The sequence below is a fragment of the Micromonospora sp. FIMYZ51 genome (assembly GCF_038246755.1).
Classification (GTDB): Bacteria; Actinomycetota; Actinomycetes; order Mycobacteriales; family Micromonosporaceae; genus Micromonospora.
On sequence record NZ_CP134706.1, the window covers coordinates 3,326,177 to 3,350,078 of the forward strand.

The 23,902-nt window shown below is 70.5% G+C and carries 20 protein-coding genes and 3 pseudogenes; 13 read left to right on the forward strand and 10 right to left on the reverse strand.

Annotation, left to right across the window (positions count from 1 at the left end):
- Window positions 1–70: 70 nt before the first annotated feature.
- Entirely contained in the window at window positions 71–1,903 is a 1,833-nt protein-coding gene (locus QQG74_RS15050; RefSeq protein ID WP_341720911.1) for an RICIN domain-containing protein, read from the reverse strand.
- Between the two features lie 264 nt (window positions 1,904–2,167).
- Between QQG74_RS15050 and QQG74_RS15055 the strand changes: the two genes are divergently transcribed.
- Complete coding sequence (locus QQG74_RS15055; RefSeq protein ID WP_341720912.1) at window positions 2,168–3,883, forward strand: trehalase family glycosidase; 1,716 nt, start codon at window positions 2,168–2,170, stop codon at window positions 3,881–3,883.
- 50 nt (window positions 3,884–3,933) lie between these two features.
- Here the strand turns inward: QQG74_RS15055 and QQG74_RS15060 are convergent, their stop codons facing one another.
- Window positions 3,934–4,953 (reverse strand): LacI family DNA-binding transcriptional regulator, encoded by a 1,020-nt coding sequence (locus QQG74_RS15060; RefSeq protein WP_341720913.1) that lies wholly within the window; start codon window positions 4,951–4,953, stop codon window positions 3,934–3,936.
- Between the two features lie 90 nt (window positions 4,954–5,043).
- Here QQG74_RS15060 and QQG74_RS15065 point away from each other — a divergent pair, with 90 nt between their 5' ends.
- Window positions 5,044–6,060, forward strand: a complete 1,017-nt coding sequence (locus QQG74_RS15065) for a DJ-1/PfpI family protein (RefSeq protein ID WP_341720914.1) — start codon at window positions 5,044–5,046, stop codon at window positions 6,058–6,060.
- On the opposite strand, the gene QQG74_RS15070 is transcribed toward QQG74_RS15065, so the two are convergent.
- Entirely contained in the window at window positions 6,040–6,609 is a 570-nt protein-coding gene (locus QQG74_RS15070) for a hypothetical protein (RefSeq protein ID WP_341720915.1), read from the reverse strand. The two genes, QQG74_RS15065 and QQG74_RS15070, sit on opposite strands and share 21 nt — an antisense overlap.
- Before the next feature lie 201 nt (window positions 6,610–6,810).
- Here QQG74_RS15070 and QQG74_RS15075 point away from each other — a divergent pair, with 201 nt between their 5' ends.
- Window positions 6,811–7,821, forward strand: a complete 1,011-nt coding sequence (locus tag QQG74_RS15075; protein ID WP_341720916.1) for an alpha/beta hydrolase-fold protein — start codon at window positions 6,811–6,813, stop codon at window positions 7,819–7,821.
- Window positions 7,822–7,842: 21 nt separating this feature from the next.
- Here QQG74_RS15075 and QQG74_RS15080 read toward each other — a convergent pair.
- Together QQG74_RS15080 and QQG74_RS15085 are read right to left on the reverse strand one after the other, a co-directional pair.
- Window positions 7,843–8,475, reverse strand: a pseudogene (locus tag QQG74_RS15080) (nuclear transport factor 2 family protein); the annotation flags it as partial.
- Window positions 8,459–9,298 carry an RNA polymerase subunit sigma-70 gene (locus QQG74_RS15085; RefSeq protein ID WP_341720917.1) on the reverse strand — a complete coding sequence of 280 codons (840 nt, stop codon included), beginning with the start codon at window positions 9,296–9,298 and terminating at the stop codon, window positions 8,459–8,461. The pseudogene QQG74_RS15080 and the gene QQG74_RS15085, both read right to left, overlap by 17 nt.
- Before the next feature lie 83 nt (window positions 9,299–9,381).
- Here QQG74_RS15085 and QQG74_RS15090 point away from each other — a divergent pair, with 83 nt between their 5' ends.
- Together QQG74_RS15090 and QQG74_RS15095 are read left to right on the forward strand one after the other, a co-directional pair.
- Window positions 9,382–9,876 carry a DinB family protein gene (locus QQG74_RS15090; protein ID WP_341720918.1) on the forward strand — a complete coding sequence of 165 codons (495 nt, stop codon included), beginning with the start codon at window positions 9,382–9,384 and terminating at the stop codon, window positions 9,874–9,876.
- A 39-nt stretch (window positions 9,877–9,915) separates the two neighbouring features.
- A complete protein-coding gene (locus QQG74_RS15095) occupies window positions 9,916–10,749 on the forward strand; it encodes an NAD-dependent deacylase (protein WP_341720919.1) in 834 nt (277 codons plus the stop codon).
- Here the strand turns inward: QQG74_RS15095 and QQG74_RS15100 are convergent.
- Window positions 10,746–11,176, reverse strand: a pseudogene (locus QQG74_RS15100) (peptide chain release factor-like protein). The gene QQG74_RS15095 and the pseudogene QQG74_RS15100 sit on opposite strands and share 4 nt — an antisense overlap.
- 257 nt (window positions 11,177–11,433) lie before the next feature.
- Between QQG74_RS15100 and QQG74_RS15105 the strand changes: the two are divergent.
- Window positions 11,434–12,291, forward strand: coding sequence for a DUF4253 domain-containing protein (locus tag QQG74_RS15105; RefSeq protein WP_341720920.1), 858 nt, complete (start codon window positions 11,434–11,436; stop codon window positions 12,289–12,291).
- Window positions 12,292–12,300: 9 nt separating this feature from the next.
- Here the strand turns inward: QQG74_RS15105 and QQG74_RS15110 are convergent, their stop codons facing one another.
- Window positions 12,301–13,146: an endonuclease/exonuclease/phosphatase family protein gene (locus QQG74_RS15110; protein WP_341720921.1), complete on the reverse strand. Its 846-nt coding sequence runs from the start codon at window positions 13,144–13,146 to the stop codon at window positions 12,301–12,303.
- 255 nt (window positions 13,147–13,401) lie between these two features.
- Window positions 13,402–14,675, reverse strand: a pseudogene (locus tag QQG74_RS15115) (IS701 family transposase).
- Between the two features lie 167 nt (window positions 14,676–14,842).
- Here QQG74_RS15115 and QQG74_RS15120 point away from each other — a divergent pair.
- The 5 genes from QQG74_RS15120 to QQG74_RS15140 all read left to right on the forward strand — a co-directional run bounded on the left by QQG74_RS15120 (window position 14,843) and on the right by QQG74_RS15140 (window position 19,582).
- The gene (locus QQG74_RS15120; RefSeq protein ID WP_341720922.1) at window positions 14,843–16,387 is read left to right on the forward strand and encodes a M28 family metallopeptidase; all 1,545 of its coding nucleotides are present in this window, start codon (window positions 14,843–14,845) and stop codon (window positions 16,385–16,387) included.
- A 670-nt stretch (window positions 16,388–17,057) separates the two neighbouring features.
- The gene (locus QQG74_RS15125) at window positions 17,058–17,879 is read left to right on the forward strand and encodes a dienelactone hydrolase family protein (protein ID WP_341721242.1); all 822 of its coding nucleotides are present in this window, start codon (window positions 17,058–17,060) and stop codon (window positions 17,877–17,879) included.
- A 127-nt stretch (window positions 17,880–18,006) separates the two neighbouring features.
- Window positions 18,007–18,384, forward strand: a complete 378-nt coding sequence (locus tag QQG74_RS15130; RefSeq protein WP_341720923.1) for a metalloregulator ArsR/SmtB family transcription factor — start codon at window positions 18,007–18,009, stop codon at window positions 18,382–18,384.
- 120 nt (window positions 18,385–18,504) lie between these two features.
- Window positions 18,505–19,059: a dihydrofolate reductase family protein gene (locus QQG74_RS15135; protein ID WP_341720924.1), complete on the forward strand. Its 555-nt coding sequence runs from the start codon at window positions 18,505–18,507 to the stop codon at window positions 19,057–19,059.
- On the forward strand, window positions 19,010–19,582 hold the full coding sequence (locus tag QQG74_RS15140) for a GNAT family N-acetyltransferase (protein WP_341720925.1): 573 nt from the start codon (window positions 19,010–19,012) through the stop codon (window positions 19,580–19,582). Before QQG74_RS15135 ends, QQG74_RS15140 begins: the two co-directional genes overlap by 50 nt.
- Here the strand turns inward: QQG74_RS15140 and QQG74_RS15145 are convergent.
- The gene (locus tag QQG74_RS15145; protein WP_341720926.1) at window positions 19,574–20,380 is read right to left on the reverse strand and encodes a helix-turn-helix domain-containing protein; all 807 of its coding nucleotides are present in this window, start codon (window positions 20,378–20,380) and stop codon (window positions 19,574–19,576) included. The genes QQG74_RS15140 and QQG74_RS15145 overlap by 9 nt on opposite strands.
- A gap of 159 nt (window positions 20,381–20,539) precedes the next feature.
- Between QQG74_RS15145 and QQG74_RS15150 the strand changes: the two genes are divergently transcribed.
- Both QQG74_RS15150 and QQG74_RS15155 read left to right on the forward strand, forming a co-directional pair.
- Complete coding sequence (locus QQG74_RS15150; RefSeq protein WP_341720927.1) at window positions 20,540–21,550, forward strand: alpha/beta fold hydrolase; 1,011 nt, start codon at window positions 20,540–20,542, stop codon at window positions 21,548–21,550.
- Window positions 21,551–21,641: 91 nt separating this feature from the next.
- Window positions 21,642–22,334: an alpha/beta hydrolase gene (locus QQG74_RS15155; protein ID WP_341720928.1), complete on the forward strand. Its 693-nt coding sequence runs from the start codon at window positions 21,642–21,644 to the stop codon at window positions 22,332–22,334.
- 57 nt (window positions 22,335–22,391) lie between these two features.
- Here the strand turns inward: QQG74_RS15155 and QQG74_RS15160 are convergent, their stop codons facing one another.
- A complete protein-coding gene (locus QQG74_RS15160; RefSeq protein ID WP_341720929.1) occupies window positions 22,392–23,777 on the reverse strand; it encodes a short-chain fatty acyl-CoA regulator family protein in 1,386 nt (461 codons plus the stop codon).
- Window positions 23,778–23,902: the final 125 nt, after the last annotated feature.

Here is a 23,902-nt window from a genome sequence, read left to right on the forward strand (position 1 = left end):
ACGGCGGCCCCGTCCGGGATCGGACGGGGCCGCCGCAGCTGGTCGGCTGTTCATCGGCCGTGATCGGCGGTCACCGGCCCCACAGCCGCCAGGTCTGGTTGAGCGGGCTGCCCTGGCCCGCCGGATTGCACGTCCACTGGTGGACCGGCGCGCGTGGCGCGGTGGAGATGGTGCTGACGTCCACGCACTTGTTGCTGTGTCGGGCGACGAGCTGGTAGTCGTGCGAGTCGTTGCCGGGGTAGGTCACCTTGCGCAGGGTGAACTGCTGGTTGAGGCCGCTGTGGCAGCTCCACTGGTGCACGGCGGCACCGTCGGCGGTGGAGACGCCGCTGACGTCCAGGCACTTGCCGCTCTGCTGGTTCACCACGGTGAAGGTGTTCGCCACACCGGCCACCGGCCGGAAGTTCCACAGCTGCTGGTCGCCGCCCTCACAGTGGAACTGCTGCTGGACGTTGCCGTCCCCGGTGGCGAGGTCGGTGTTGTCCAGGCACTGCTGGGAGTGCTGGGCCACCGCCACCGACTGGAAGCCGCCGTCGGCGGGCGGCAGCAGGGTCAGGGTGTACGTGTCAGTCTGGTTGCTGTAGGGCAGCGTGACCGTGGCGTTGTTGCCGCTGACGGTGAGCACGCTGTTCGACACGGTGATCGGGCCCTGGACCGCGCCGCCGTTGTTGTGGGGGATCCGCTGCACGAGCACGCGTACCTGGTTGTTCTGCACGATGCCGCTGGTGGTGTCCAGCCGTTGCAGGTTGACGGTGAGGTTGCCGGTGGTCCGGCCCGCGCCGATCAGGACCTTCGCCGTGCCGGACGTCCGGGTGGCGAACGCGTCGTACGACGGGCTCGGCGTGACCGAGACGATCTGCCCGGCCTGCGCGGCGTAGAAGCGGTAGACCCACCATTCGCCCTTGGGCTGGTGCTGCCCGGCCGAGTTGCGTACCAGTAGGTTGCCGAGGTCGTTGTGCAGGTTCCCGGCGCTGGCCCAGTTGGCCCGTAGCCCGTCGGCACGGGCGCGTTCCAGCCGCGAGATGTACCACGCGCCGTCGCCGGGATTCTGCTCGTCGGGCGCGGCGTACTCGTTGATCTGGTACGGGCGGGGGTGCGGGATGCCGCGCGGGTCGAGGGTGGCGTTGGCGGCGGCGACGTTGGCCACCGGGTCGCCGGGCAGCGAGTGCCAGCTGACGATGTCCGGCACGGTGTTTGTGGAACGGACGAAGTCCAGGTACTGGTTCCAGAAGGTGTGGTTTGTCGACGGCACGCAGGCGCAGCTCGGCCCGACGATCAGCTGGTTGGGGAACTCGGCCCGGAGGCGCTGGTAGGTGCGCCGCCACAGCTCGAGGTACTGGGCGATCGGGCGGTTCCAGAACAGGGTGATGTTTGGTTCGTTCCAGATGTCCCACTGCACGGTCAGCCCGGCCGCGCGGACGTCGTTGATCACCCGGTTGAGGAAGTTGTCGTAGTCGGTCCAGTTGCCGTTGTCGCCGGGAAAGCGGGAGATCGCGGCACCGTCGGCGCCCCACAGGTCGTGCGGCAGCAGGATGAACTCGCCACCGAGCGCGGCGGTGCGTCGCGCCTGGGCCAGCGTGGAGTTCCATCGGCGTTCGTAGTTTCCGCCGACCCAACCGCTGCCGGGCAACTGCGCGCCACCGGCGCGCATGTACCGGAACTTGACGTCGCGGTAGAAGTGGTCAGGCGGCCCGGCGGCGTTCTCGGTCATGCCGTAGATCCAGCCGGCCGCCCGGTACGTAGGCGTGCCACTGGTCACCGAGAAGTTCACACTTATCGACTCGTCGGCGGCGCGGGCCGGTGCGGCGACAATGCCGACCGTGGTCACCGCCAGGGCGCCGACCGTGAGTCGGGCGACGAGGCGGCGAACGGCTCCTGGTCTGCTCGGGCGGGGCAGCTTCACGGGGACTCCTTCGGGACGGGAGCGCGCTGCTGGCGGGTGCAGGTGCGTGTCGAACCGATTCGCTGGGAGCGTAGGAGTTCGCAGTGATAGATGTCAACGTCATGTCGACGCGGTCAAGCACGAGTTTCTCACCTGCTCCACAGTGGCCGCCGACGCTCTTGACCGGGTCGTCGGGCGGGCCTATCGTCGGCCGAACCGATTCGGCGAATCGGTTCGAAGGAGGGTGCCACCCGCCCGCCGTACCAGGAAAGGCAGCCCGCGCCCATGACCGTCGCCCGCACCGGCCCGACGTTCTCCATCCAGGACATCCCGTTCAGCCATCGCGGATCCTGGTTCAGCATCTCCCCGGTGGTGGCCACCCACGCTCACGCCCCCGACCTGCACCTGGTCTCCCACCAGACCGGAATGCATCCGGTGCTTCGACTCACGCCCACCGCCGACGCCACGGTGACGGCCACCCCGGCGCTGCTGACCTGGCGGCATCCGGGCGGCCTGATCGAGCTGACCTACGACGGCCCGGAGGCAGTCCGGTTGCGCGGTCGTGGCCTCGGTCTGCGGATCGCCGCCGCCCGGGACACCCTCACCCCGTTTAGCGGCAGCTATCTCTACGCCGACCCGGTCACCGGCGCGTACGTGCTCACCTCGTACGAGACCGGCCGCCGCTACCGGATCACGCCGCTGACCGGTGACCTGCGGGCGGTGGGTGCGGAGGCGCTCGGTACCGCCGACCGGGCCCTGCTCCTGCCGGCCGACCAGCCGTGGGAGATCGCCGTCGAGGAGTACCGGACCGCCCGCCGCCCCTACCCGGCCGACCGGGACTTCGACCAGCTCGTCCGGGCGATGGCGGCCGACTTCGCGAGCTTCGTCGACGCGCTGGCACCCTGGCGCGGCCCGCAGACGCCTGCCGCGGAACTGGCTGCGTACGTGCTCTGGTCGGCGACGGTCGCGCCGGCCGGGTTCCTCACCCGCCCCGCCGTGCTGATGTCCAAGCACTGGATGAACAAGGTGTGGAGCTGGGACCACTGCTTCAACGCGCTGGCCCTCGCCGGGGCCGACGCCGACCTGGCCTGGGACCAGTTCCAACTGCCCTTCGACCATCAGGACCCGACGGGTGCGCTGCCGGACTCCGTCGCCCACTCGGAGGTGCTGCACAACTACGTCAAACCGCCCGTGCACGGCTGGGCGTTGCGGCAGCTGCGGCGGCGACTGACCCGTCCGCTCTCCCGCGCCCAGCTCTCCGACGCCTACCAGCGGCTCGCGCGCTGGACCGGCTTCTGGCTCGACCACCGTCGGGTGCCCGGTCACCAGCTGCCGCACTACCAGCACGGCAACGACAGCGGCTGGGACAACGCCACCACGTTCGACGGTGCTCGGGTCATCGAGACCCCCGACCTCGCCGCGCTACTGCTGCTGCAACTGCACCAGCTCGCCGAGCTGGCCGCGGAGCTGCGGCGCCCGGAGGAGGCGGCGCAGTGGAGCCGTACCGCCGGGGGCATCCGCGCCGAACTGTTCGGCGAGCTGTGGGACGGGCAGCGGTTCACCGCCCGGGGTGCCCGCGACGGTCAGGCCCGATCGAGCAGCAGCCTGCTCGACCTCATGCCCATCGTGCTCGGCGCGGAGCTGCCCGCCGAGGTCAGTGCCGCGCTCGCCGGTGGGCTCAAGCGCCACCTCACCGCGCACGGGCTCGCCACCGAGCCGGTCGACTCGCCGCACTACGCGGCCGACGGCTACTGGCGCGGGCCGATCTGGGCACCGGCCACGATCCTGATCGAGGACGGCCTGCGCCGGGCCGGGCACACCGGACTCGCCGACGAGATCAGCCAGCGGTTCCGCGCGCTCTGCGAGAAGTCCGGCTTCGCCGAGAACTTCGACGCCGAGACGGGCGCCGGCCTGCGCGATCGCGCGTACACCTGGACCGCCAGCAGCTATCTCCTGCTCGCCGCCGACCACCACCACCGCCGCCACCATCGACCCGGTTGACCAAGAGGTTCGTGTCACGCACCCCCGTGGCCGTGACGAAAACCTCTTGGTCAACGCGGGGGCAGGGGGGCCGGTCCGGTGCTGGCGCGCAGCGAGATCGGGGGACGGTAGAGGTGGTGGCGCAGGCCGGTGGTGGGGTCGGCGATCCGTTCCAGCAGCAGCGCCACCGCCTCCGCGCCCATCTCCAGGGTGGGCACGTCCGCCGCCGTCAGCGGCGGGCGGAAGTCCTCGGCCCAGTGTGTGGCGGCCACCCCGACGACGGAGAAGTCGCGCGGCACCACCAGGCGCTCCGCCGCCAGCGCCCGCTGGATGCCGGGCAGTGCGGCCTCGTTGATCGTGGCGACGGCGGTGACCTCCGGGTGGGCGGTCAACAGCCGGGTCATGGTGGCCTCACCGGCGGGCGCATCGTCACCACAGCACAGGTCGACTCCGGTCAGGCCCCGCTCGGTCACCGCCTGGGCGAAGCCGGCCAGCGCGCGGTGGCCGGGACCGTAGCCGGCGGCGACCAACTCGGCCGAGCGGTTCACCAGGGCGACGTGTCGGTGCCCCAGATCGGCCAGATGATGGACGCACCGGGCGAGGAGGCCCTCGTAGTCCACGTCGACCCAGCTGGTGCCCGCCGGCTCGGCGGTGCGGCCGATGGTGACGAAGGGCAACCGGCTCTGCCGCAGCCGGGTGACCCGGTCGTCCTCCAACCGGATCTCCATCAGGATCACCCCGTCGACCCGGCGGCCCGTCACGATCCGTTCGAACGACCGGTCGTGGTCGCCACCGGAGGGGGAGAGCAGCACGTCCAGGTCGGCGCGGGCGGCGGCCTCGACCACGCTGGCGACGAAGCCGAGCTGCATGTCGGTCAGGCGCTGACTGGCCGGGGGGATGACCAGCCCGAGGGTACGGGTGCGCCCCTCCTTCAACGCCCGGGCGTTGGCGTTGGGGCGGTAGTCCAACTCGTCGATGACGGCCTGGATCCGTTGCCGGGTCGGCTCCGAGACCGCCCGCTTGCCGCTCAACACGTACGACACCGTGCTGCGGGACACGCCCGCGCGGCGGGCGATCTCCCCGATGTTCATCCCGCTCCTCGCTGTCGAATCGATTCAACCCAGGTTATGAGGGGTGCCCGGCAGGGTCAATCCGGCGACGGCCGGCGATACAGTCGGGCGATGGACGGGACCCGGGTCATCGTCGTCGTCGGCTATCCCGAGGCCGAGCTGCTGGAAATCACCGGTCTGGCCACCACCTTCACCTACGCCAACCGGGGCCGGGACACCCCGCGCTACGAGATCCGGGTGGTCTCGCCCGGCGGCCGGCCGATCAGCGGCCGGTCCGGACTGACGCTGGCCGCACAGGCGGCGCTCGAACGACTGCACGGACCGTTCGACACCCTGATCGTCGCCGGCGGCGAGGGACACCTGGCTGCGGCCGGGGACGTCCGCCTCGTCGGACACGTACGCCGGCTGGCCCGCCAGACGCGGCGGGTGGCCTCGGTCTGCACCGGTGCCTCCGTGCTGGCCGCCGCCGGCCTGCTCGACGGCCGCCAGGCCACCACCCACTGGATGTTCGCCGACCAGCTCGCGGCCAGTTATCCCGCCGTACGGGTCGACCCGGCACCGATCTACATCCGCGACGGCGCGGTCAGCACCTCCGCCGGGGTCACCAGCGCCCTCGACCTCGCCCTGGCCTTCGTGGCCGAGGACCACGGTGGCGAGCTGGCCCGGCGGGTGGCGCAGGGGCTGGTGACGTACCTGCACCGGCCGGGCAACCAGGCGCAGATGAGCATGTTCCTCGCCGCACCGGTGCCGGACGACACCCTGGTCCGGGACCTGGTCAAGACCATCAACGAGGCACCGGCCGCCGACCTCAGCCTGGCCGCCCTGGCCGCTCGGGCGGCGGTGAGCGAACGTCACCTGACCCGGCTCTTCGTCGCCCAACTCGGCCAGACGCCGGCCCGGTACGTCCGCACGGTCCGGCTGGAGGCGGCGGCCCAACTGCTCGCGTCGAGCCGGTTGCCGCTGGCCCGGGTCGCCGCCCGCTGCGGTTTCACCTCGGCGGAGGCGTTGCGGCAGGCGTTCGTCGACCGGTACGGCATTGCGCCGTCGCGCTACCGGGCCGGCTACCAGGCGCCCAAGGCTTCCGTTGACCAGCATGCGCCACATGGTTCAGTTGACCGCGGCGAGTAGGAGGAACCCGACGCCCAGCGGCACGTCCAGCAGCATGCAGAACTCGGCGAGTGAGCGGGGCACCACCCAGTTGCGTCGATAGTGGAGCAGGTCCCAGGCTCCGTGCCCGATCAGCACCAAGGCGCTGAGCACGAGCCCGGCGGTCGGCGCGACGAAGAGCGAGGTGACCGCGAGTACGCCGTACCCGATCAGGGCGGCGGTCTGGGCGGTGAGCGCCGGTCGGGACGCCCGGCCGAGTAGGCCGACCGTCACCAGTCCGAGCGCGACGACACCGAGACCGGCCCACCAGGCCAGGCCGGTCAGCTCGCTCGCGGCGATCAGCAGGCCGCCGGCCGGGATGGCCGCCCAGGCCACCCAGGGGCGGTCCAGCGCGGCGGCGCCGAGATAGCAGAGCAGGGCCACGCCGACCACGGTCGCGAGGGTCTCCCGGTCCGGGCCGGTGGCCAGGACCAGCAGCGCGGTGGCCACGCCGAGCAGGCTCGGCCAGCGGTGCGTCAGCGCCGACCACCGGGGTACGTCCGCGCCGGAGGTCAAGGTCGAGGCGTTCATGTGCCAGACGATGCCCGGGCCCGCCCGGCCCGGTCGAGCACGTCCGCCGTCCCGGTCCGAAATCCTGGCCTGCCGGTCCGCCGACCATCGCCCGCCATGACCTGAGCGGAAATCAGAGCCGGTGATGCTGAGCGGTGCCTGCTCGCGGCAGGCCCGAATATTGTGTGTCGGCGGTGCTCGGGCTGTGCCAGGGTGACGGCCATGAGTAGCCGTCTGACCCGTGATGCGTACCAGGATCCGCTGGTGGAGGACGAGGTCGCGTACGCCGTCCTCACGCCCGACGAATGGTCGGGGGAGGAGCCGCTGCCGCTCATCCTGGTGCTGCACGGGGCGAACTCCTCCCGGGAGTTCCTGGCGATGCTGCAACCGACGGTCGACCAGATGTGGGCCGACGGGTCGCTGCCCGAGTCGGTGCTTGCGTGCGCCTCCACGCCGACGGTCGGCGGCTTCTACATCGACCGGCCCGGCAACGCCTGGGAGCGCCTGGTCGCCGAGGGTTTCCCGCAGGCCCTGGCGAAGCGGTACGCCGTCGACCTGAGCCGCGTCTCGCTGCTGGGCGCCTCGATGGGTGGCTACGGCGCTCTCAAGATCGCCTTTGCGGAGCCGGCCCGTTGGCTCTCCGTCGCGGCCGTGGCGCCGGCCCTGCTCCCCGCGCTGACCCCCACCCAACTGCGTCCCCGAAACACCCTCGACGTGCTTGCCCAGTTGGCCAACGAGATGAACAGCGAGGGCGCCGGATTCCCGGCCAACAGCGTCCCGCACCGGCTGCGGGACAATGCCGAGGCGATCCGGGACAGCGGGTTGGCGATCCTCCTTCGCTGTGGCGACCGGGACGTGTTCGCCCTGCACGACGGCACCGAGCAGCTCCATCGGGCCCTGTGGGACCTCGACGTCGGTCACGAGTACCACCTTGTGCAGGGCGGCGACCATCTGGGCCCCGAGGCGCTCGCCGCGCTGCATGCCGCGCTGGCGTTCACCGCCACCGCCCAGCGCGCCGCTGTCGGGCAGGACCGCAACGCGGTCGACCGGCAGTGCGAGTCGGCCTGGCGGGACTGGGCCGCCGGTGGACGCCAGGGCGCACCGCCGGAGCTGGACCCGAGCGCACCCAGCGCCTCGGTGGCGCTGCGGACCATGCTGGAACCACAGTTGACCGAGGCGGCCCGGCGCGATCCCACCACCAGCCGCCGCTACGGCATCCTGCCCGACAGCTGAGCAACGGTGGGGGAGTGTCGCTCAGGGGAACAGATCGGTCCGGGCGGCGCCGCTGGCCGGATCGTACGGGTAGGACAGGTGCTGGTGGACCAGCTGCCAGGCGCCGTCGCGCCGGGCGAACACCCGGCTACCGCGCGACCAGCTTTCGCCGCTCTCGCCGTCGGGCCCGGTGACCCGCACCCGGTTGAGACCCCAGGCGACCGCGAGGTCCCCGTCCACCACGATCGTCTGGTCAGGCACGTCCCAGCTCACCTCGCCGTCACCGGCGGCGTCCAGACCGGCCCGGCAGACCTCGCGTACCGCCGGCTCGCCGACGTACCGCAGCGGGCCGTCGTGCTCGTAGGACACGACGTCGGCGGCGATCGGCGCCATCAGGGCGTCCAGATCCTTGGCGGCGGTCGCGGCGAACCACCGCTGGTGCAGCTCGCGCAGCTCCCGTTCGTCGGCGGCCCGGTCCGGCACCGGCGGGGCGTCGAGCGGGAAGGAGTGGTGCTCGTGGGTGACCGTCCAACGACCGTCCTGCCGGCGCAGGCCCAGCGTGAGGCGCAGCCGCCGGTCGGGCGCCTCGGCGAAGTCCGCCTTGGTGCCGCAGTGCAGCAGGGCGTACGCGAACGCCACCTCGTCACCGGCCGCGACCTCAAGCGACTCGATATCGCCCCCCGGCGAACTCGTCCTCCGCGACCCCGGCGGACGCCTCCTCGGCGAGGCGGGCGGGCAGGCCGAACGAGGGGAACGAGGCGTCGAGGAACGAGACCACCTCGGCGACCCGGCCGCCGCGCAACGCCACCAGGTCCAGACCCGCCGGCAGGAAGCTTTCCTGGGCGTCGTCCCAGAGGTACGTACCGAACGCGAGCTGCCCGTTCGCCCACGTCGGCAGGAACCGCCAGCGGTAGGAGCGCAAAACCTCGGCGAGGAAACCGCGGATCGCGGGACGGCCCTGGTACCAGATCCGCTGCGGCGGCATCGAGTACCGCGCGTCCTCGGTCAACATCGCCACCACCGCCTCGACGTCACCGGCTTCCCAGGCCGCCGCGTACCGCCGGGCCAGGTCGCGCTGGGCCGCGTCGCCGAGCGTACGCAGCGTCTGGTGCTGGGTCTGCGGCGGCAGCCGGTCCGCGAGCACCGCGCGGGCCCGTTGCAGCGCGCTGTTGACCGCCGCGACCGTGCTGACCAGCAGGTCGGCGACCTCGCGGGCCGGATAGCCGAGCACCTCGCGCAGCAGCAGGACCGCGCGGTGCCGGGCCGACAGGTGCTGAAGCGCGGCGACGAACGCCAACTCCACGCTCTCCCGGGCGATCACCCGACCCTCCGGGCCCAGGCGGTCCGCCCCACCCAGCAACCCCTGCGGGTACGGCTCAAGCCACGCCACCTCGGTCGCCGGTGCCGCGTCCGGGCTCAGGTCGACGGGAAGCTCCCGCCGCCCGCGTCGCTCGATCAGGGTGAACGCCCGGTTCGTCGCGATCCGGTCCAGACCCACAAGCGGCACGCTACGCCGACGGCGTCGCAGTCTGCGTCCGCGTCACCGTTGTCATCCCGCGGTGGTCTTGGAATGCTTCGCCCATGTCTTCTCCCCATACGACCTCTCCGGAGGTGTTCGCGCAGCCGCTGCGGGCCCAGTTCGAGGCGTTCCTCGACGAGCACCGCGCCGCGCTCACCGCCTGCCTGGACGGGCTTACCGAGGAGCAGGCCCGCCGGTCGCTGGTGCCGTCCCGCACCACCCTGCTGGGCCTGGTCAAGCATGCGACCTTCGTGGAGAAGGTCTGGTTCGACGAGGCCATCAGCTGCCGTTCGCGCGACGAGATCGGCATCCCCGCCACGCCGGACGAGTCCTTCATCCTGGACGACGCCGACACCATCGCCGACGTCCAGCGGGCACACCGGGAGGCCTGCGCGGCGGCCCGGCGCGCCACGGCCGCGCTCGACCTGGACGACCTGGTGCACGGCAACCGGCGCGGCCCGCTTCCGCTGCGCTGGGTCTATCTGCACGTGCTGCGCGAGCTTGCCCAGCACGGCGGGCACGCCGACATCCTCCGCGAGCAGATCCTCGCGCAATGACGCCGGGACACGTTTCGCAGCGGCAGCGGGGTGGTTGAGATGGCGGAACCGGCGGTGGCGGAAGCAGCGTCGCTGCTCGGGCAGGCCCGCCGGGTGGTGGTCTTCACCGGCGCGGGCATGTCCGCCGAGAGCGGGGTGCCGACCTTCCGTGACGCCCTCACCGGGCTGTGGCAGCGCTACGACCCGCAGGCGCTCGCCACGCCGGAGGCGTTCCACGCCGACCCGGCGCTCGTCTGGGGTTGGTACGAATGGCGACGTCAACTGGTGCGACGGGCCGAGCCGCACGAGGGGCACCGGGCCGTGGCCGCGATCGAGGCACGCGCACCACATGGCGTGCTGATCACTCAGAATGTGGACGACCTGCACGAGCGGGCCGGCTCCACCGCCCCACTGCACCTGCACGGCAGCCTCTTCGCGTCGCGCTGTTCCGCCTGCGAACACCCGGCGTCCGTGACCGCCGCCGACGACCACGACATCGATGCCCGCACCGACCACGACCACGACGTCGCCCGCACCGGCGGCACTGTCCCCGAGCCGGACGAGGGGCGTCGGATCCCACCGCCGCGCTGCCCGCGATGTGCGGCGCTCGTCCGTCCGGGCGTGGTGTGGTTCGGCGAGGCGTTGCCGCCCGAGACGCTGGACGCCGCCGTCGAGGCCGCCGCCAGCTGTGACCTGCTGCTGACCGTGGGCACCTCCGGCCTGGTGTACCCGGCCGCCGAGATTCCGCAGGTCGCCGCGAGGTGCGGCGGCACGGTGATCCAGATCAATCCGCAGCCGACGCCGCTGGACGCGGTGGCGCAGGTCAACCTGCGCGGACAGGCCGCCCAGCTGCTGCCCGCCCTGGTGCGCGCCGCCTGGGACGGCCCTACCTAGGGACGTTCGGTTCGGGTGGGGTTGCCGCGTACCAGTTGGTCGTGGACACGCCAGCGAGCCGTGCTGGCGGAGCGTACCGCCGCCTCGTCGGTCTGCGCGATACGCTGCCGCAACAGGTGCAGGGTGAGGCGACGGTTGAGGCTGAACTGCCGTTCGGTGTCCACCACGACGACCATCGGTACGGGCTCGGCGTCTGCCAGCAGAGCGTCCCGGTCCAGGTGGCGGCGAACGCCTCGGCGCCGGCACCGTCGATCTCGATCACGACCGATCGGTAGGTGCCGGGCCGGTCACCGGCGACGGTGTCGACCCGGCGGGTGGGCAGCCGTTGCCGTGCGGCGTCGGCCGCCAGACGGCCCACCAGCCGAGCCAGGGCCCAGGCACACTCCTGCGGTCCACGACCGGCGGAGAGCAGCAGCTGAACGCTCACCGCCGGCCCCGGGTCCGGCGGTCCCGCCGCCCTGCCGTACCGGCATCGGCCGTCTTGTACGTGACCAGCGGGACCGCACGGACGGCGGGCGTGATGGCACGCGCGGGCGCCGGAGAGGTCTCGGCGCGCCGGGGTGCGGTCCGTCAGAACGTCATGACGCAGACCATGCCGGAGCCGTACCGCCCGGGCAACCGACTTTTCCGCCGTCCGGCCCGTCGGTCGCCGACTGTCCGACCCCGTCGCTATCCTCACGCCTCGTGACGTCGCAGCTGAATGAGATGCCCGCTGACCTGGTGGAGTTGTTCCCGGACTCCGGCGCCCGTCGGCGCACGCTGACCGTGCCGCTGCCGCCCGGCCGGACGGTTCGCGGCGACGAGGGCGCCGGTGAGCGACCGGTGTTGTGGGTGAGCGAAGGACCGGCACCGGCCGGGCTGTGGTCGCGGCTGCACGCCGCTCACCACGACTCCGGGCTCTGGCCGTTGCTGCTGGACAGCCTCCCCGGCGATCCGTCCCGCCCCTGGGACCAGGGCGAACTCTGGCCGCGTGCGGGGTGCTCGGCGGCCGAGCATGAGGTGGAGCGGCTGCTCGCCGACTGGTGGGCGTCCTACACCGACACCGACGACGAGAATGACGCGCTCGCCCCGGCGGAGCGGCTCGCGGTGACCGCCCCGTACGGCCGGGACTGGCCCGGCCTCGCGCCGGCGGCCCCGCCCCGAATGGCACCGCAGCAGCACGCGCAGCACTGGGCCGAGCAGCTGTCGCAGGCCCAGCCCACCATGCGTCTCGGCCTGGTCGCCGCGGCGCGGGGCAGCGACGCCCTGGCGGCCGTGGGCTGGCAGGGTGCGGTCAACTACACCGACGACACCAGCGAGCTCGCCGCGGTGCTGCGCAGCTGGGAGGAGCGCTTCGGGGTACGCGTGATCGGCGTCGGTTTCGCCGAGCTGTACCTCAGCGTCGCCGCGCCGCCGAAAGACCTCGCCGAGGCGCTGCCGATCGCCGCCGAACACTTTGCCTTCTGCCCGGACAACATCTGGCAGGGGCAGCGCCCGTGCACGCTGTCCGCGTACGCCGATCGTCTGGTCGATGCCCCGACCTGGGCGTTCTGGTGGGACTGAGCGACCTGCTCAGGCGGCGGGATCCTGCGGCCGGCTGGTGGTGAGGGTGACCAGGAACGCGGCGTGGTCGGTGGTGGCGGCCATGCTGATCGACCTGGTGGACTCGATGGTGATGTCCGCCGTGGCCATGAACTGCTGCACCCCGCCGTCGTGCCGGTGCCGATAATCGGCCGGCACGCAGGAGCGTACGTCCGGCGCGCCGCTGTGCCGCAGGTTGAGGTCGCCGCTGACCACGGTGGGCTGGTAGCGGGCGCGGGCGTGCAACTGCGGGATGGCCACGCCGAGCAGATGCGAGCACTGGGCCAGGGCGAGCGTGGAGCTGGTGTACGCCAGATGCGTGGTGCAGGCGAAGTAGGCACCGGTGGCGTCGACGCAGAGCCAGGCCCGCTGTTCCGGGTCCGCCGGGTCCTGCGCCGGGTAGAAGCCATTGTGCACGGTGTGCCCCCGGTCCGGTGCCGCGAGATGGGCCAGCACCCCGACGCCGTACTGCTGCCCGTTCACGCAGCGGTACGGGTCGCCGGTGCGACCGTTGCGAGCCGGCTGGAAGGCCGCGACCACGGTGCCGTCGTGCACCTGCGTCATCGCCTGCTCCAGGGCCGCCACGTCGCCGGAGCAGATCTCGTTGAGGGTGACCACGTCGGGCCGCTCGGCGCGGATCACCTCGGCGGCCCGGTCGACCGAGCGTCCGGTGTAGCAGCCCTTCGCCATGCCGCTGTTGCAGAGGTTCATCTGGAGCACCCGCAACCGGGTGGGCTCGGCGGGGCGCGTCACCGAACAACCGGCCAGCAACGCGGCGACGAGGATCAGGCTGGCGGCCAACGGTGGCCGCGGAACCCGGTACGGACGACCAGCCATGCACCTGCCCTGCACTCGCGGAAGGGTGGCAAGTGTATCGGCACCCTCGGCCCGACCCGCTGGCATCGTCACAGCCTGCGATCATGGTTGCCGAGTCGGGTGACCGCCCGGTCTGCCGAATGGCGGCCATCTCGCACTCGCCGCGCTATGGAGAAATAGGTATGGCCCGATCTGTTTACGCCATTCTTCGCGTCGTCCTACTCTGCGGCTGCCGGTGATCCCGGCGTTCCCTAGTACGGCAGCCGCCGTTCGGGATCATGGTTGAAGTTCGAGGTTGAGGCGGTGTGTGTAGTGGGCTCGTCGGGCTCGGGCTTGGTGCCGTCGCCGCCAGCCTGACCAGTGCAAGCGGTGGGCGAGGTCGCTGATCGGGCGGATGATGCAGGCATTGATCAGCCGGCGGATTTCGTTGACCGTCAGCTTGATCAGTCCGGTGTCGGTCGGGTTGTCGGCGGCGTCGGCGGCGCAGATCGCCAGGACAGCGAGGGCGGCCAGGGCCAGGGTGGTGAACCGGTGCCAGGAGTCCCAGCGGCGAACCTGGTGCTGGTCCAGGCCGACCTGGCCCTTGGCGGCCTGGAAGCTCTCCTCAACGGTCCAGCGGATGCCCGCGACCCGCACGAGCTGCACGAGAGTCGCGGGCTTGGGGTCCAGCAGCGGTAGAAGGCCAGCTCGCCGGTGGTCGTGTTGCGGCGGATCAGCAGGCTGTGTCGGCCGTCGTCGTCGGGGTCGGCATCGGTGCACGCGTCGTCGAGCCAGGCCCAGTCGTAGAAGCGCGGGCCCTTGGACCCGGCACCAGCCGATCGGCGTTGCCACGCCGTGGCGGGCAGGTCGGCGGCCACCCGGTCGGCCCGGACGCGGGTCTTGCCGCCGTCGAGCGGCACCAGATGACTGCGGGACACCGCCAGGACATAGCCGAGCCGGCGTTCGCGCAGCACGGCACGGAAGGCGCTGCTGTTGCCGTAGGCCTCGTCCGCAGCGACCCACCCGGCCGGGACACCGGCGTCGAGGGCTGCGGTGATCATGTCGGCGGCCAGCTCGCACCGAGTCGCGAACCCGACCTCGTCAGGCACCCCCGCCGCGGCGCAGCGGTCACGGTCGTCGGTCCACGACACCGGCAGATACACCCGCCGGTCGATCAGGGTGTGCCCGTGCCTGCTGGCGTAGGCCAGGAACACCCCAACCTGGCTATTCTCGATCCGGCCGGCCGTGCCCGTGTACTGCCGCTGCACCCCGACGGTGTGCATGCCCTTCTTCAGATCACCGGTCTCATCCGGGATCAGGACCGCGTCCGGGTCACCGAACCGGCCCGCGACCAGAGCCCGAAGGTCATCACGCACGGCGTCGGCATCCCACACCGCCCGGTACAACAGCCGCTGCATCGCATCCGGCCGGCCGTGTCCGGCCTGCTCCGCCAACTGCCAACACGTCTTGACCTCAAGGTCAGACAGCAGACCGGTCACGAACGCCGCCGCCGCACGACGCGGCTCCACCCGCCCGAACCGGCCCGCGAAGCAGCCGAGCACCCCGGCCACGACCCGCTCCCACCCGACACGGTCTACGCTGTGGCCTGCGGCCACCGCCCGATCTGAAGTTATGTCCACAACGTACAGACGATCACGCGGTGGCCGCCACGCGTCCACCCCACCTCAGCAGCAAGATCTCAAACGGCGGCTGCCGTACTAGCCGGCAGGAGAAATCGTTGCGATTCACTTCGGTGTTGCGTGCATGCACGGCCCTGATCCTGACCCTCATCACCGTGGTCGCCGCGCCGACCACCGCCACCGCGACGACCGCCACCGCGATCACCGCGACGACCGCCACCGCGATCACCGGGGCGGCGTCCAGCCTGGCGATACCTGACATCTCGCTGGCCAACACCAAGGCACATCTACAGCAGTTCCAGACGATCGCGACCTCCAACGGCGGCAACCGACGCTCGACGAGCGCCGGCTACAACGCCTCGGTGACCTATGTCCACAACCGGCTGGTCGCCGCCGGATTCACCGTGACCCGGCAGAACTGCACCTCCGGCTGCACCAGTGGTGCCGGTCCGAACGTGATCGCCGACTGGCCGGGCGGCGGGGACCCGAACAGCGTCTACATGTTCGGTGCGCACCTGGACGGCGTGTCCGCCGGCCCCGGCATCAACGACAACGCATCCGGGTCGGCCACCCTGCTGGAGATCGCCCTGACCCTCGCGGCGACCAACCCGAGCCTCACCAGCCGCGTACGGTTCGCCTTCTGGACCGACGAGGAGCAGGGCCTCAACGGGTCCAGGTTCTACGCCAACACCCTGTCCAGCACGGAACGGGCGAAGATCAAGGCGTACTTCAACTTCGACATGATCGGTTCCGTCAACGGCGGCTACTTCATCAACCGGATCACCTCGGTTCCCGGTCAGACGCTGAAGGCATACTACGACTCCATCGGCGTGCAGACCGAGGAGAACACCGAGGGCGCCGGCCGTTCCGACGATGCGCCGTTCAACGCGATCGGCGTGCAGACCTCGGGCGTGGCGGCGGGCGCGTCCCGGGTGAAGACCGCGACGCAGGTGGCCAAGTGGGGCGGCACCCAGAGCGCCTTCGATCCTTGCTATCACCGGGCGTGCGACACGTATCCGAGCAACATCTCCGACACCGTGCTGAACCGGGCCGGCGACGCGGCTGCGTACGCCCTGTGGACGTTGGCCGCCGGCACCCCGGCGACGGCGATCTGGTCGGACACCTTCGAGACGGCCACCGGCTGGACCACGAACCCCGCCGGCACCGACACCGCCACCACCGGCCTCTGGGAGCGTGGTGTCCCGCAGGCGACCAACTCAAGTGGCCCCAAGCAACTCTCCGCTCCCACCTCGGGCACGAACGACCTGGTCACCGGCAGGCTCGCCGGCACGTCCGCCGGCGACTACGACATCGACGGCGGCACGACCAGCGTCCGTTCGCCCGCCATCGCGCTGCCCGCCACCGGCCCGCTGACGTTGAAGCTGTCCTGGTACCTCGCCCACGGCAACAACGCCACAAGCGCGGACTTCTTCCGGGTCTCCGTCGTGCACAACGGCGGCACCACCGCCCTGTTCACCCAGTCGGGCAGTGCGACCAACCGCGACGCCGCCTGGGCGTCGGGCAGTTGGAGCCTCACCGGTTATGCCGGCCAGACGGTGCGGATCCTCGTCCAGGCGGCCGACGCGGGCACCGCGAGCCTGGTCGAGGCCGCCGTTGACGACGTCGTCATCACGCAGGGATAGCCCGGCGTCGAACTGCCCAGCAGCCGCCGTCCCGGCACCGGGACGGCGGCTGCTGGCGCAGCGCCTCGGGCCAGCACCGCAGGGACCGGCTTGTCGGGCGTTAAGCTGGGCGCTGTCGGCTCACGGCTTCGCCGCTGTCGGCTCGTCCTGCTGCGTCGACCAGGCCGCAGTTCAGCATCGGCTGAGGAGGCGGACATGGCGGTGGGAATATTCGCCGGCACTGACCGGAGATTGCGCCGGTCGATAGTGAGCCATTCCCGGTAACCTGGCGCGACTGTCGGTAGCTCGGTCGGTGGGTGGCCGGAGCGTAGATGCGGGATGCGGTCCAGGAAACAGGGCCGCACCAGCACAGCCTGGATGACGCAGCTCACGGCATGCGCCCCGCCGCTGCACGTTGCCGCTGCGCGTACCGACGGGCCGGTTGCGGGCAGCTCCGTTACCTCCAGCTTTGTCAGCGGGGGTGGTATGCGACACTGGCATCACGCGACGCCCCTGCCGGGCAAGATTGATCTTAGACAAGATCAATCTCAGGTCTTGATCGGCTCGTTGCCGGCCGGGTAGCGGTTGTCAAGGGCGGAGATCGCCGGATCTCGGCGTCCCCCTTGCGTCTTGCCTCTTCCACCGTCGCATCTTTTGGTTCGCGCACTGTCCTGTGTGTTAGGAGTCGATGATGTGTTTTGCGGTCGATGCCTGTCCGCCGGAACTACCTCAAGAGCGTGTCCGGGTGGTCGCGGGCGACGCTGTGCGAGCTCAACGTCTCGAGTTGATCTCTGCTGACGGGACCCCGGTGTCCGCCGCGGTGGCCCATGCTCCTCAAGCTGGGCCGGGTGTGGTCATCCTGCCCGATGTGCGTGGCCTCTACCCGTTCTACGAACGACTCGCCGAGCGCTTCGCTCAGGCAGGTCACGATGCGATCGTCGTGGACTACTTCGCCCGCACCGCTGGTCTTGCGCCGCGCGGTGACGACTTCGATTTCCAACCCCACCTTTCTGCCACCACTCTCGAGCAGGTGCAGGCTGACATCGCGGCTGCGGTTGCCGTGCTACGCAGGCGGATCGGTGTCTGGCCGGCAGTGGCGGTCGGGTTCTGTTTCGGCGGCACCCACGCTTTCCTGGCCGGGGCGAACCGTGGGCTTGACCTCGACGCGGTGGTCGGCTTCTACGGCAAGCTCAGCCCTGGCCGGCTGCCGAGGCCCGCCGCGCTGGCAAGCAGCATCGGCGTCCCGCTGCTTGGTCTGTTCGGCGGCGATGACCCCTCTATCCCGGCCGGGGAGATCGAGGAGTTCGACACCGCTCTCGGCCGGGCAGGAGTACGCCACCAGCTGATTACCTACCCGAACGCGCCGCACTCGTTCTTCGACCGCTCCTTTGAAGAATACGAGGAGGCGTGCAGCGACGCCTGGGCGCAGGTTCTTGACTTCCTTGTACACCTGCCCGTTTCGGCTTCCGGTGCGCCGGCCACGAGAGTGCCCTCACCCGATCATTCCTGGTGAGGGGTGGTGCGCGGGTTGTTCGGCAGCGCGCTGGTGGCGGGACCGGCCGACCTGCGAGTCGTTCGTTGACAACATCCCCGGCCCCCCCATACGCTTAACATATTGGTTAAGTGAAGGGGGCTTTCCGATGGCTGGCACCGATCAGCTCAGCGCGGTGTTCTCGGCGCTCGCCGACCCGACTCGCCGGGCGATCATCGCTGAGCTGGCCGAACGCGACGCCACGGTCACCGAGCTGACCGCTCCGCTGTCCATCTCGATGCCGGCGGTGTCACGGCACCTGAAGGTGCTCGAACGCGCCGCACTCATCTCGCGGTCGCGGTCGGGCAAGTGGCGGGCGAGCCACCTCGAAGCTGCCCCGCTGCGCGAGGCGGCCGACTGGATCGAGCGCTACCGGCGGCTCTGGGACTCGTCCCTCACCCGCCTCGATGCCCACCTCGCCGCGGTGCAGGCCGCCGAAACGGCGACGGACCGGATCGCCGACGACGGCCCCAGGGAGCTCGAATGACCACCGAAACCACGCAGCTCGCCATCTCAGCGAGGAGGGGTGGCGTCAGGCGTTCACAAAGCTGGACGCCGCGCTGACGAACGTCCGGGCGATCGCCGTTAATCATCGAGAGGCATAAACGTGGCCAAGCTGATCTACCTGACGAACGTGTCGCTTGACGGATACATCGAGGACGAACGCGGCGTCTTCGCCTGGTTCCCACCCGACGACGAGGTGTTCGCGTTCACCACCGACCTGCTGCGATCCGTGGGCACGCTTCTCTACGGGCGACGCCTGTACGAATCGATGGCCGTCTGGGAAACCGACGCCGCTCTGGCCGCGCGGTCCGACCTCACGGCCGATTTCGCGACCGCCTGGCAGGCGCCGGACAAAGTCGTCTATTCCACGGGTCTCGCCGCGGTGTCAACCGCAAACACCCGCATCGAACGCGATTTCGACCCCGCCGCGGTACGCCAACTGAAGGCCACGGCAAGCAGCGATCTCACCGTAGGAGGTGCCAACCTCGCGGCGCAGGCGTTCAAGGCCGGGCTGGTCGACGAATGCCAGCTGTTCGTCTGGCCGCTGGCCGTCGGCGGAGGCAAGCCAGGACTACCGACCGGCATGCGCACCGACCTTGAGCTCCTCGATGAGCGCCGATTCCGAAACGGCACCCTGTATCTCCGCTACCGATGCTGATGGGCATCGATTACGGATGCGCGCCTGGCAGGGTGACCACGTGACGACCCGGTTACTGATCCGACCGGCGCGAAGATCCGACCTTGACGGTGTCGGTCCGTTGGCAGGTTCGCTGAGTCGCGCGCAGGTGCGGTTGCAGGCTGCCGAGCGCGGCGACGAGAGCATGGCGGTGGCGGTGCTGGCATCCTGGATCGTCGGGGTGCAGAGCATCCGCTGGTCGCGTGGCTGCGATCCTCCGCACCCTTGGCTGTATGGGCTGCACGTCACGCCGGAGGTCCAGCGACAGGGCATCGGCCGTGCCCTGGTGCAGGCCGCCGAAGACCTCGGCCGGCGACGGGGTGCGCACCGGATGACGCTGGACGTCGATGTTGACGATGCCGGAGCCATCGCTTTCTACCAGGCGCTCGGCTATGTCGTGCGACGACCTCATCAGCACCGTTGGCGCTCGGTCGATCCGCAGACCGGCGACGTGATCGCCGAAGGCACGGCAGCCACGTTGATCATGGGGCGGGCGCTACGGTAGGTCCACCACGGCGGTGCGCTGGCGTGCCTCGGGATCGGGCCAGGCGATGTCGTCAACTGCCAGCCATGGTTGATCGATTGCGGTCGCCGGGGCCGAGCCGGTGAACGCCACGACGTCGCGATGCAGGTGGGACTGGTCGGCGTAGCCGCAATCGGCGGCGACTCGGGCTGCGTTTTCACCCGCGGCCAGGCGGTGGATGGCGTGATCGAAGCGGACCAGCTTCGCGGCGCGTTTGGGCGCCGCGCCGATCTGCGAGTAGAACCGGTACCACAACCGCTTACGACTCCAGCCGACCTCGGCCGCCAGTCTGTCGACCCGGACCCGGCCCCGACTGACGAGGATCCGCTTCCAGGCCCAGGCCACCTCCGGATCCACGGCTGATCCTGCGGTACGCGACCCAGCCTGCCACCGGTCGGCGAGCAACGCGTCGACAAACGCGAACCGGTCCTTCCACGACGAGGCGTGGCACAGCTGCTCGCGCACCTGCGCCGCCTGTCGTCCCCACACGTCCGCCAGGGTCACTACGGCACCGTTCAGGTCGCCCGGTGACACGTCCAGAACGGCGCGGGCGATGGCCGGAGACAGGCGTACCTGTACGGCCTCGAAATTCTCGCCGCGCACCCAGAGCGCATCAGATCCGAATCCGAGCCCGGCGACGAGACTTCCCCGTTGTTGCCGCCCTGCGGCATCGTCCACGATGAGCGGGCCGGAGCCAAACTCCAGGGCCAGCGTCACCGCAGGGTGTGGGATCACCCGCTGGCCGACCGAGGTCACGCCGCGATCACGAAATCCGGCCATGCTGACACCGGCCACCCGGCTACCCCGCGCGGGGCGGATGACCTGCCAGAGAGTCGCATCGCCACGTCCGCGAAGGGTGGAACCCATCATCGGATGCTACTCGGGCCGACCGGAACATTTGTTCAAGCCAACGGTGCCGCAGGTGACGACAGTGGGCTCATGACGACATCGCCGGACCCCGACAACCAGCTCGACGAGGCTGATCCGCGCTTGTCCGACAAGCGACCGCGGGGGAGTCGCGCCCGCCGACGACGCCGCATCATCGCCTCGACAACCCTGCTCACGGTTGTCGGATTGCTCCTGGCGAACGCGGCGATGGTGACCGGGCAGACCGCCCGTGCCACCGGAGACTCGACCCTGCATCTCGACGGCGGCGACATCCACATCAGCCAGGACGGCCCCCGCGATGCCCCGGCACTCGTGCTGATCCACGGGCTCGGTGCCTCGACCGAGTGGTGGAGTCCGCTGGTCCCGACGCTGGCAACGTCCTATCGCGTCATCCGAATCGACCTGCTCGGACATGGCCAGTCGGCCAAACCGGCCGGTGGCGGCTATGCAGTTCCAGAGCAAGGACGCCGCGTCGGGCAGGCGCTGGACCAGCTCGGCATCGAACACGCCATGGTGATCGGCCACTCCACCGGCGGCTACGTCGCCACCGCGCTCGCCGAGCACCGCCGCGACCTGGTGACCGCGCTCGCGCTCATCAACACCGGACCTCACCTGGACGCCTTCATCTCGGACGGGCCGGTGGGCAAGCTCATCTTCGTCCCGGTGCTGGGTCAACTACTGTGGCGACTTCGCACCGATGGGATTCTGCGCCAGGGCCTGAGCAGCGCGTTCGCGCCTGGCTTCCACGTCCCGCAGCAGCTCATCGACGACACCCGCAGGATGACCTACCACGCGCTCACGGCAACGTCGCGGGCATCCGAGGACTACCTGACCCAGCTACCACTTCCGGATCGGCTCACGAGCCTCGGCACACCATTGCTTGTCATCTTCGGCGAGCTCGACCAGAGGTGGCGAGCCTCATCAGCGGCGTCGTACCACTCCGTTGCAGGTGCGAAAGTCGAGCTGGTGCCCGACGTCGGCCACTCACCCATGTTCGAGGATCCTGCGCACACAGCCCGACTTCTCCTCGACTTCGTGAGCTCCGTATCGAGCGGACGGTGAAAGCCACGGCACCACAGGCGTCTACCCTCAGCGGCGGGTCTGCCCGTAGCGGAATCGCTTGGCCCCGGGCGGTGATGTCGACGATGCTCCGATGGTGCCCGACCTGATCGACATCATGCTCGGCGACATCCGCCTTGCGCTGCGGGTATGGCCCGCCACCGACCCGGCACACCCTCCCGTCCTGCTGCTGCCCGCCACCGGAGCGACCGCCGGTGACTGGGACGTGATCGCGGCGGATCTGGCGGCCGAGCGTACGGTCTGTGCCGTCGATCTGCGCGGCCACGGTGCCAGTGACTGGCCCGGTACGTACCGGCTGGAGTTGTTCGGCCAGGACGTCGTCGGTCTCCTCGACCGCCTCGACACCGGCGTGATCGACCTGGTCGGACACTCCCTCGGCGGCCTGGTCGCCTGCCTGGTGGCCTCGGCACGACCTCGGCACATCCGCCGGCTGGTGTTGGAGGACGTGCCGTTTCCGCATCCGCGTCCGCCCGCCCCGCCGCAGCGGCCGGCGGGGGAGTTGTCGTTCGACTGGCGGGTGGTGGAGCAGGTCCGCTCCGAGATCGACGATCCGGATCCGGGGTGGGCCGACATCGTCGCCCGGATCACCACATCCACCCTGCTGATCGGGGGCGGCGCGCCGAGTCCGGTGCCGCAGCAGCACGTCGCCGAACTCGCCGGGCGACTCGCCGACGCCCGGCTCGTCACCATCGACGCCGGCCATCTGGTGCACGCGAGCGCGCCGGAGGCGTACCTCGACGCGCTCATCCGCTTCCTCGACACGTGAGCAGGAACAGCGTCATGGCATCCGGAACGCCTGCCTCTGCTCGACCAGGCGAGTGGGTCAGCCGCGTAGCGGGTAGGGGACGAAGGTGCTGCGGTTTTCGTCCACGTCCAGTTGGCGGCTGATGGGTGGGGCGGCGCGTTGCGGGCAGGTCATCCGGTCGCAGGTCTTGCAGCCGGGGCCGATCGGGGTGGCGGCCTCGGCGGCGTGCAGGTCCATGCCGGTGGAGTAGACCAACCGGCTGGCGTGCCGGGTCTCGCAGCCCAGGCCGATCGCGTACACCTTGCCGGGTTGGCCGTAACCGCCGTGGTGCCGGGTGATGGTGCGGGCGATCCACAGGTAGCGCTGGCCGTCCGGCATCGCGGCGACCTGGGTGACCACCCGGCCGGGTGAGCTGAACGCCTCGTACACGTTCCACAGGGGACAGGTGCCGCCGGTGCGGGAGAAGGGGAAACCGGTGGCGGACTGGCGTTTCGACATGTTGCCGGCCCGGTCGACCCGGACGAAGGAGAACGGCACCCCGCGTGCCCGGGGGCGTTGCAGGGTGCTGAGCCGGTGGCAGACCGTCTCCCAACCCATCGCGTAATGCTGGGTGAGCAGCTCGATGTCGTACCGGCGCTGCTCGGCGGCGGTGAGGAACTGCTCGTACGGCAGGATCAGCGCCGCCGCGAAGTAGTTGGCCAGGCCGACCCGGGTCAGTATCTGGGTCTGCATGTCGTCGAACTGCTCCGACTCGACGATCTCGTCGATCACGTCGGCGAACTCCAGCAGCGCGATCTGGGCAGCCATCCGCATGGCCTCCTGCCCGCCGCGCAGCGACGTGGACAGGTGCAGGGTGCGCGTCTGCGGACGGTACCGGTGCAGTTCGTCGCCGAGCGAGGCGGCGTCCTCACGGCGTACGCGTACCCCGTGTTGCTGCGCGAGACGGTCGCGCAGCAACCCACGGACCTCGCCGCGACGCAGCCCCATCTGGATGGCCAGCCGCTCCGCCTCCTCGTCCAGTTCCGGTACGTAGTTCTGCCGCCGGTAGAAGAACTCGGTCACCTGGTCGTGCGGGCTGCGGCCGACCCGTTCGCGGTCGCCGACCAGCTCGGCGAGCTGTTCGTCGACCTGCTGGTAGCGGCGGTGCAGCTCGATGACGGCGGCGGCGACCTCGGGCAGCCGGGTGGCCAGCTCGGTCAGCTCGGCGAGGCCGGCCCGGCCGGGCAGCGCCTCCCGCAGCCCGGTGACCAGGCGCGGGGTGTCGTGTGGGGCGAACACCGTCGGATCGACGCCGAACAGCTCGGTGATGCGCAGCAGCACCGGCACCGTCAGGGGCCTGGTGTCGTGCTCGATCTGGTTGAGGTAGCTGGGGGAGATGTTCAGGTGCCGGGCCAGCTCGGTCTGGCTGAGCGCCCGTTCCTCCCGCATGCGGCGCAGCCGGGCCCCGGCGAAGGTCTTGGCCACCGCCCTCACCTCCCTGTACGCGCGGCGGAATCCGGTCACATTAGCACTGCTGTGAATAAGACCTTTCGCAACTTCGCAGAATCGCTTCTTGACTTTTCAATAATTGGCTTTTTCCGCCCCTCGAC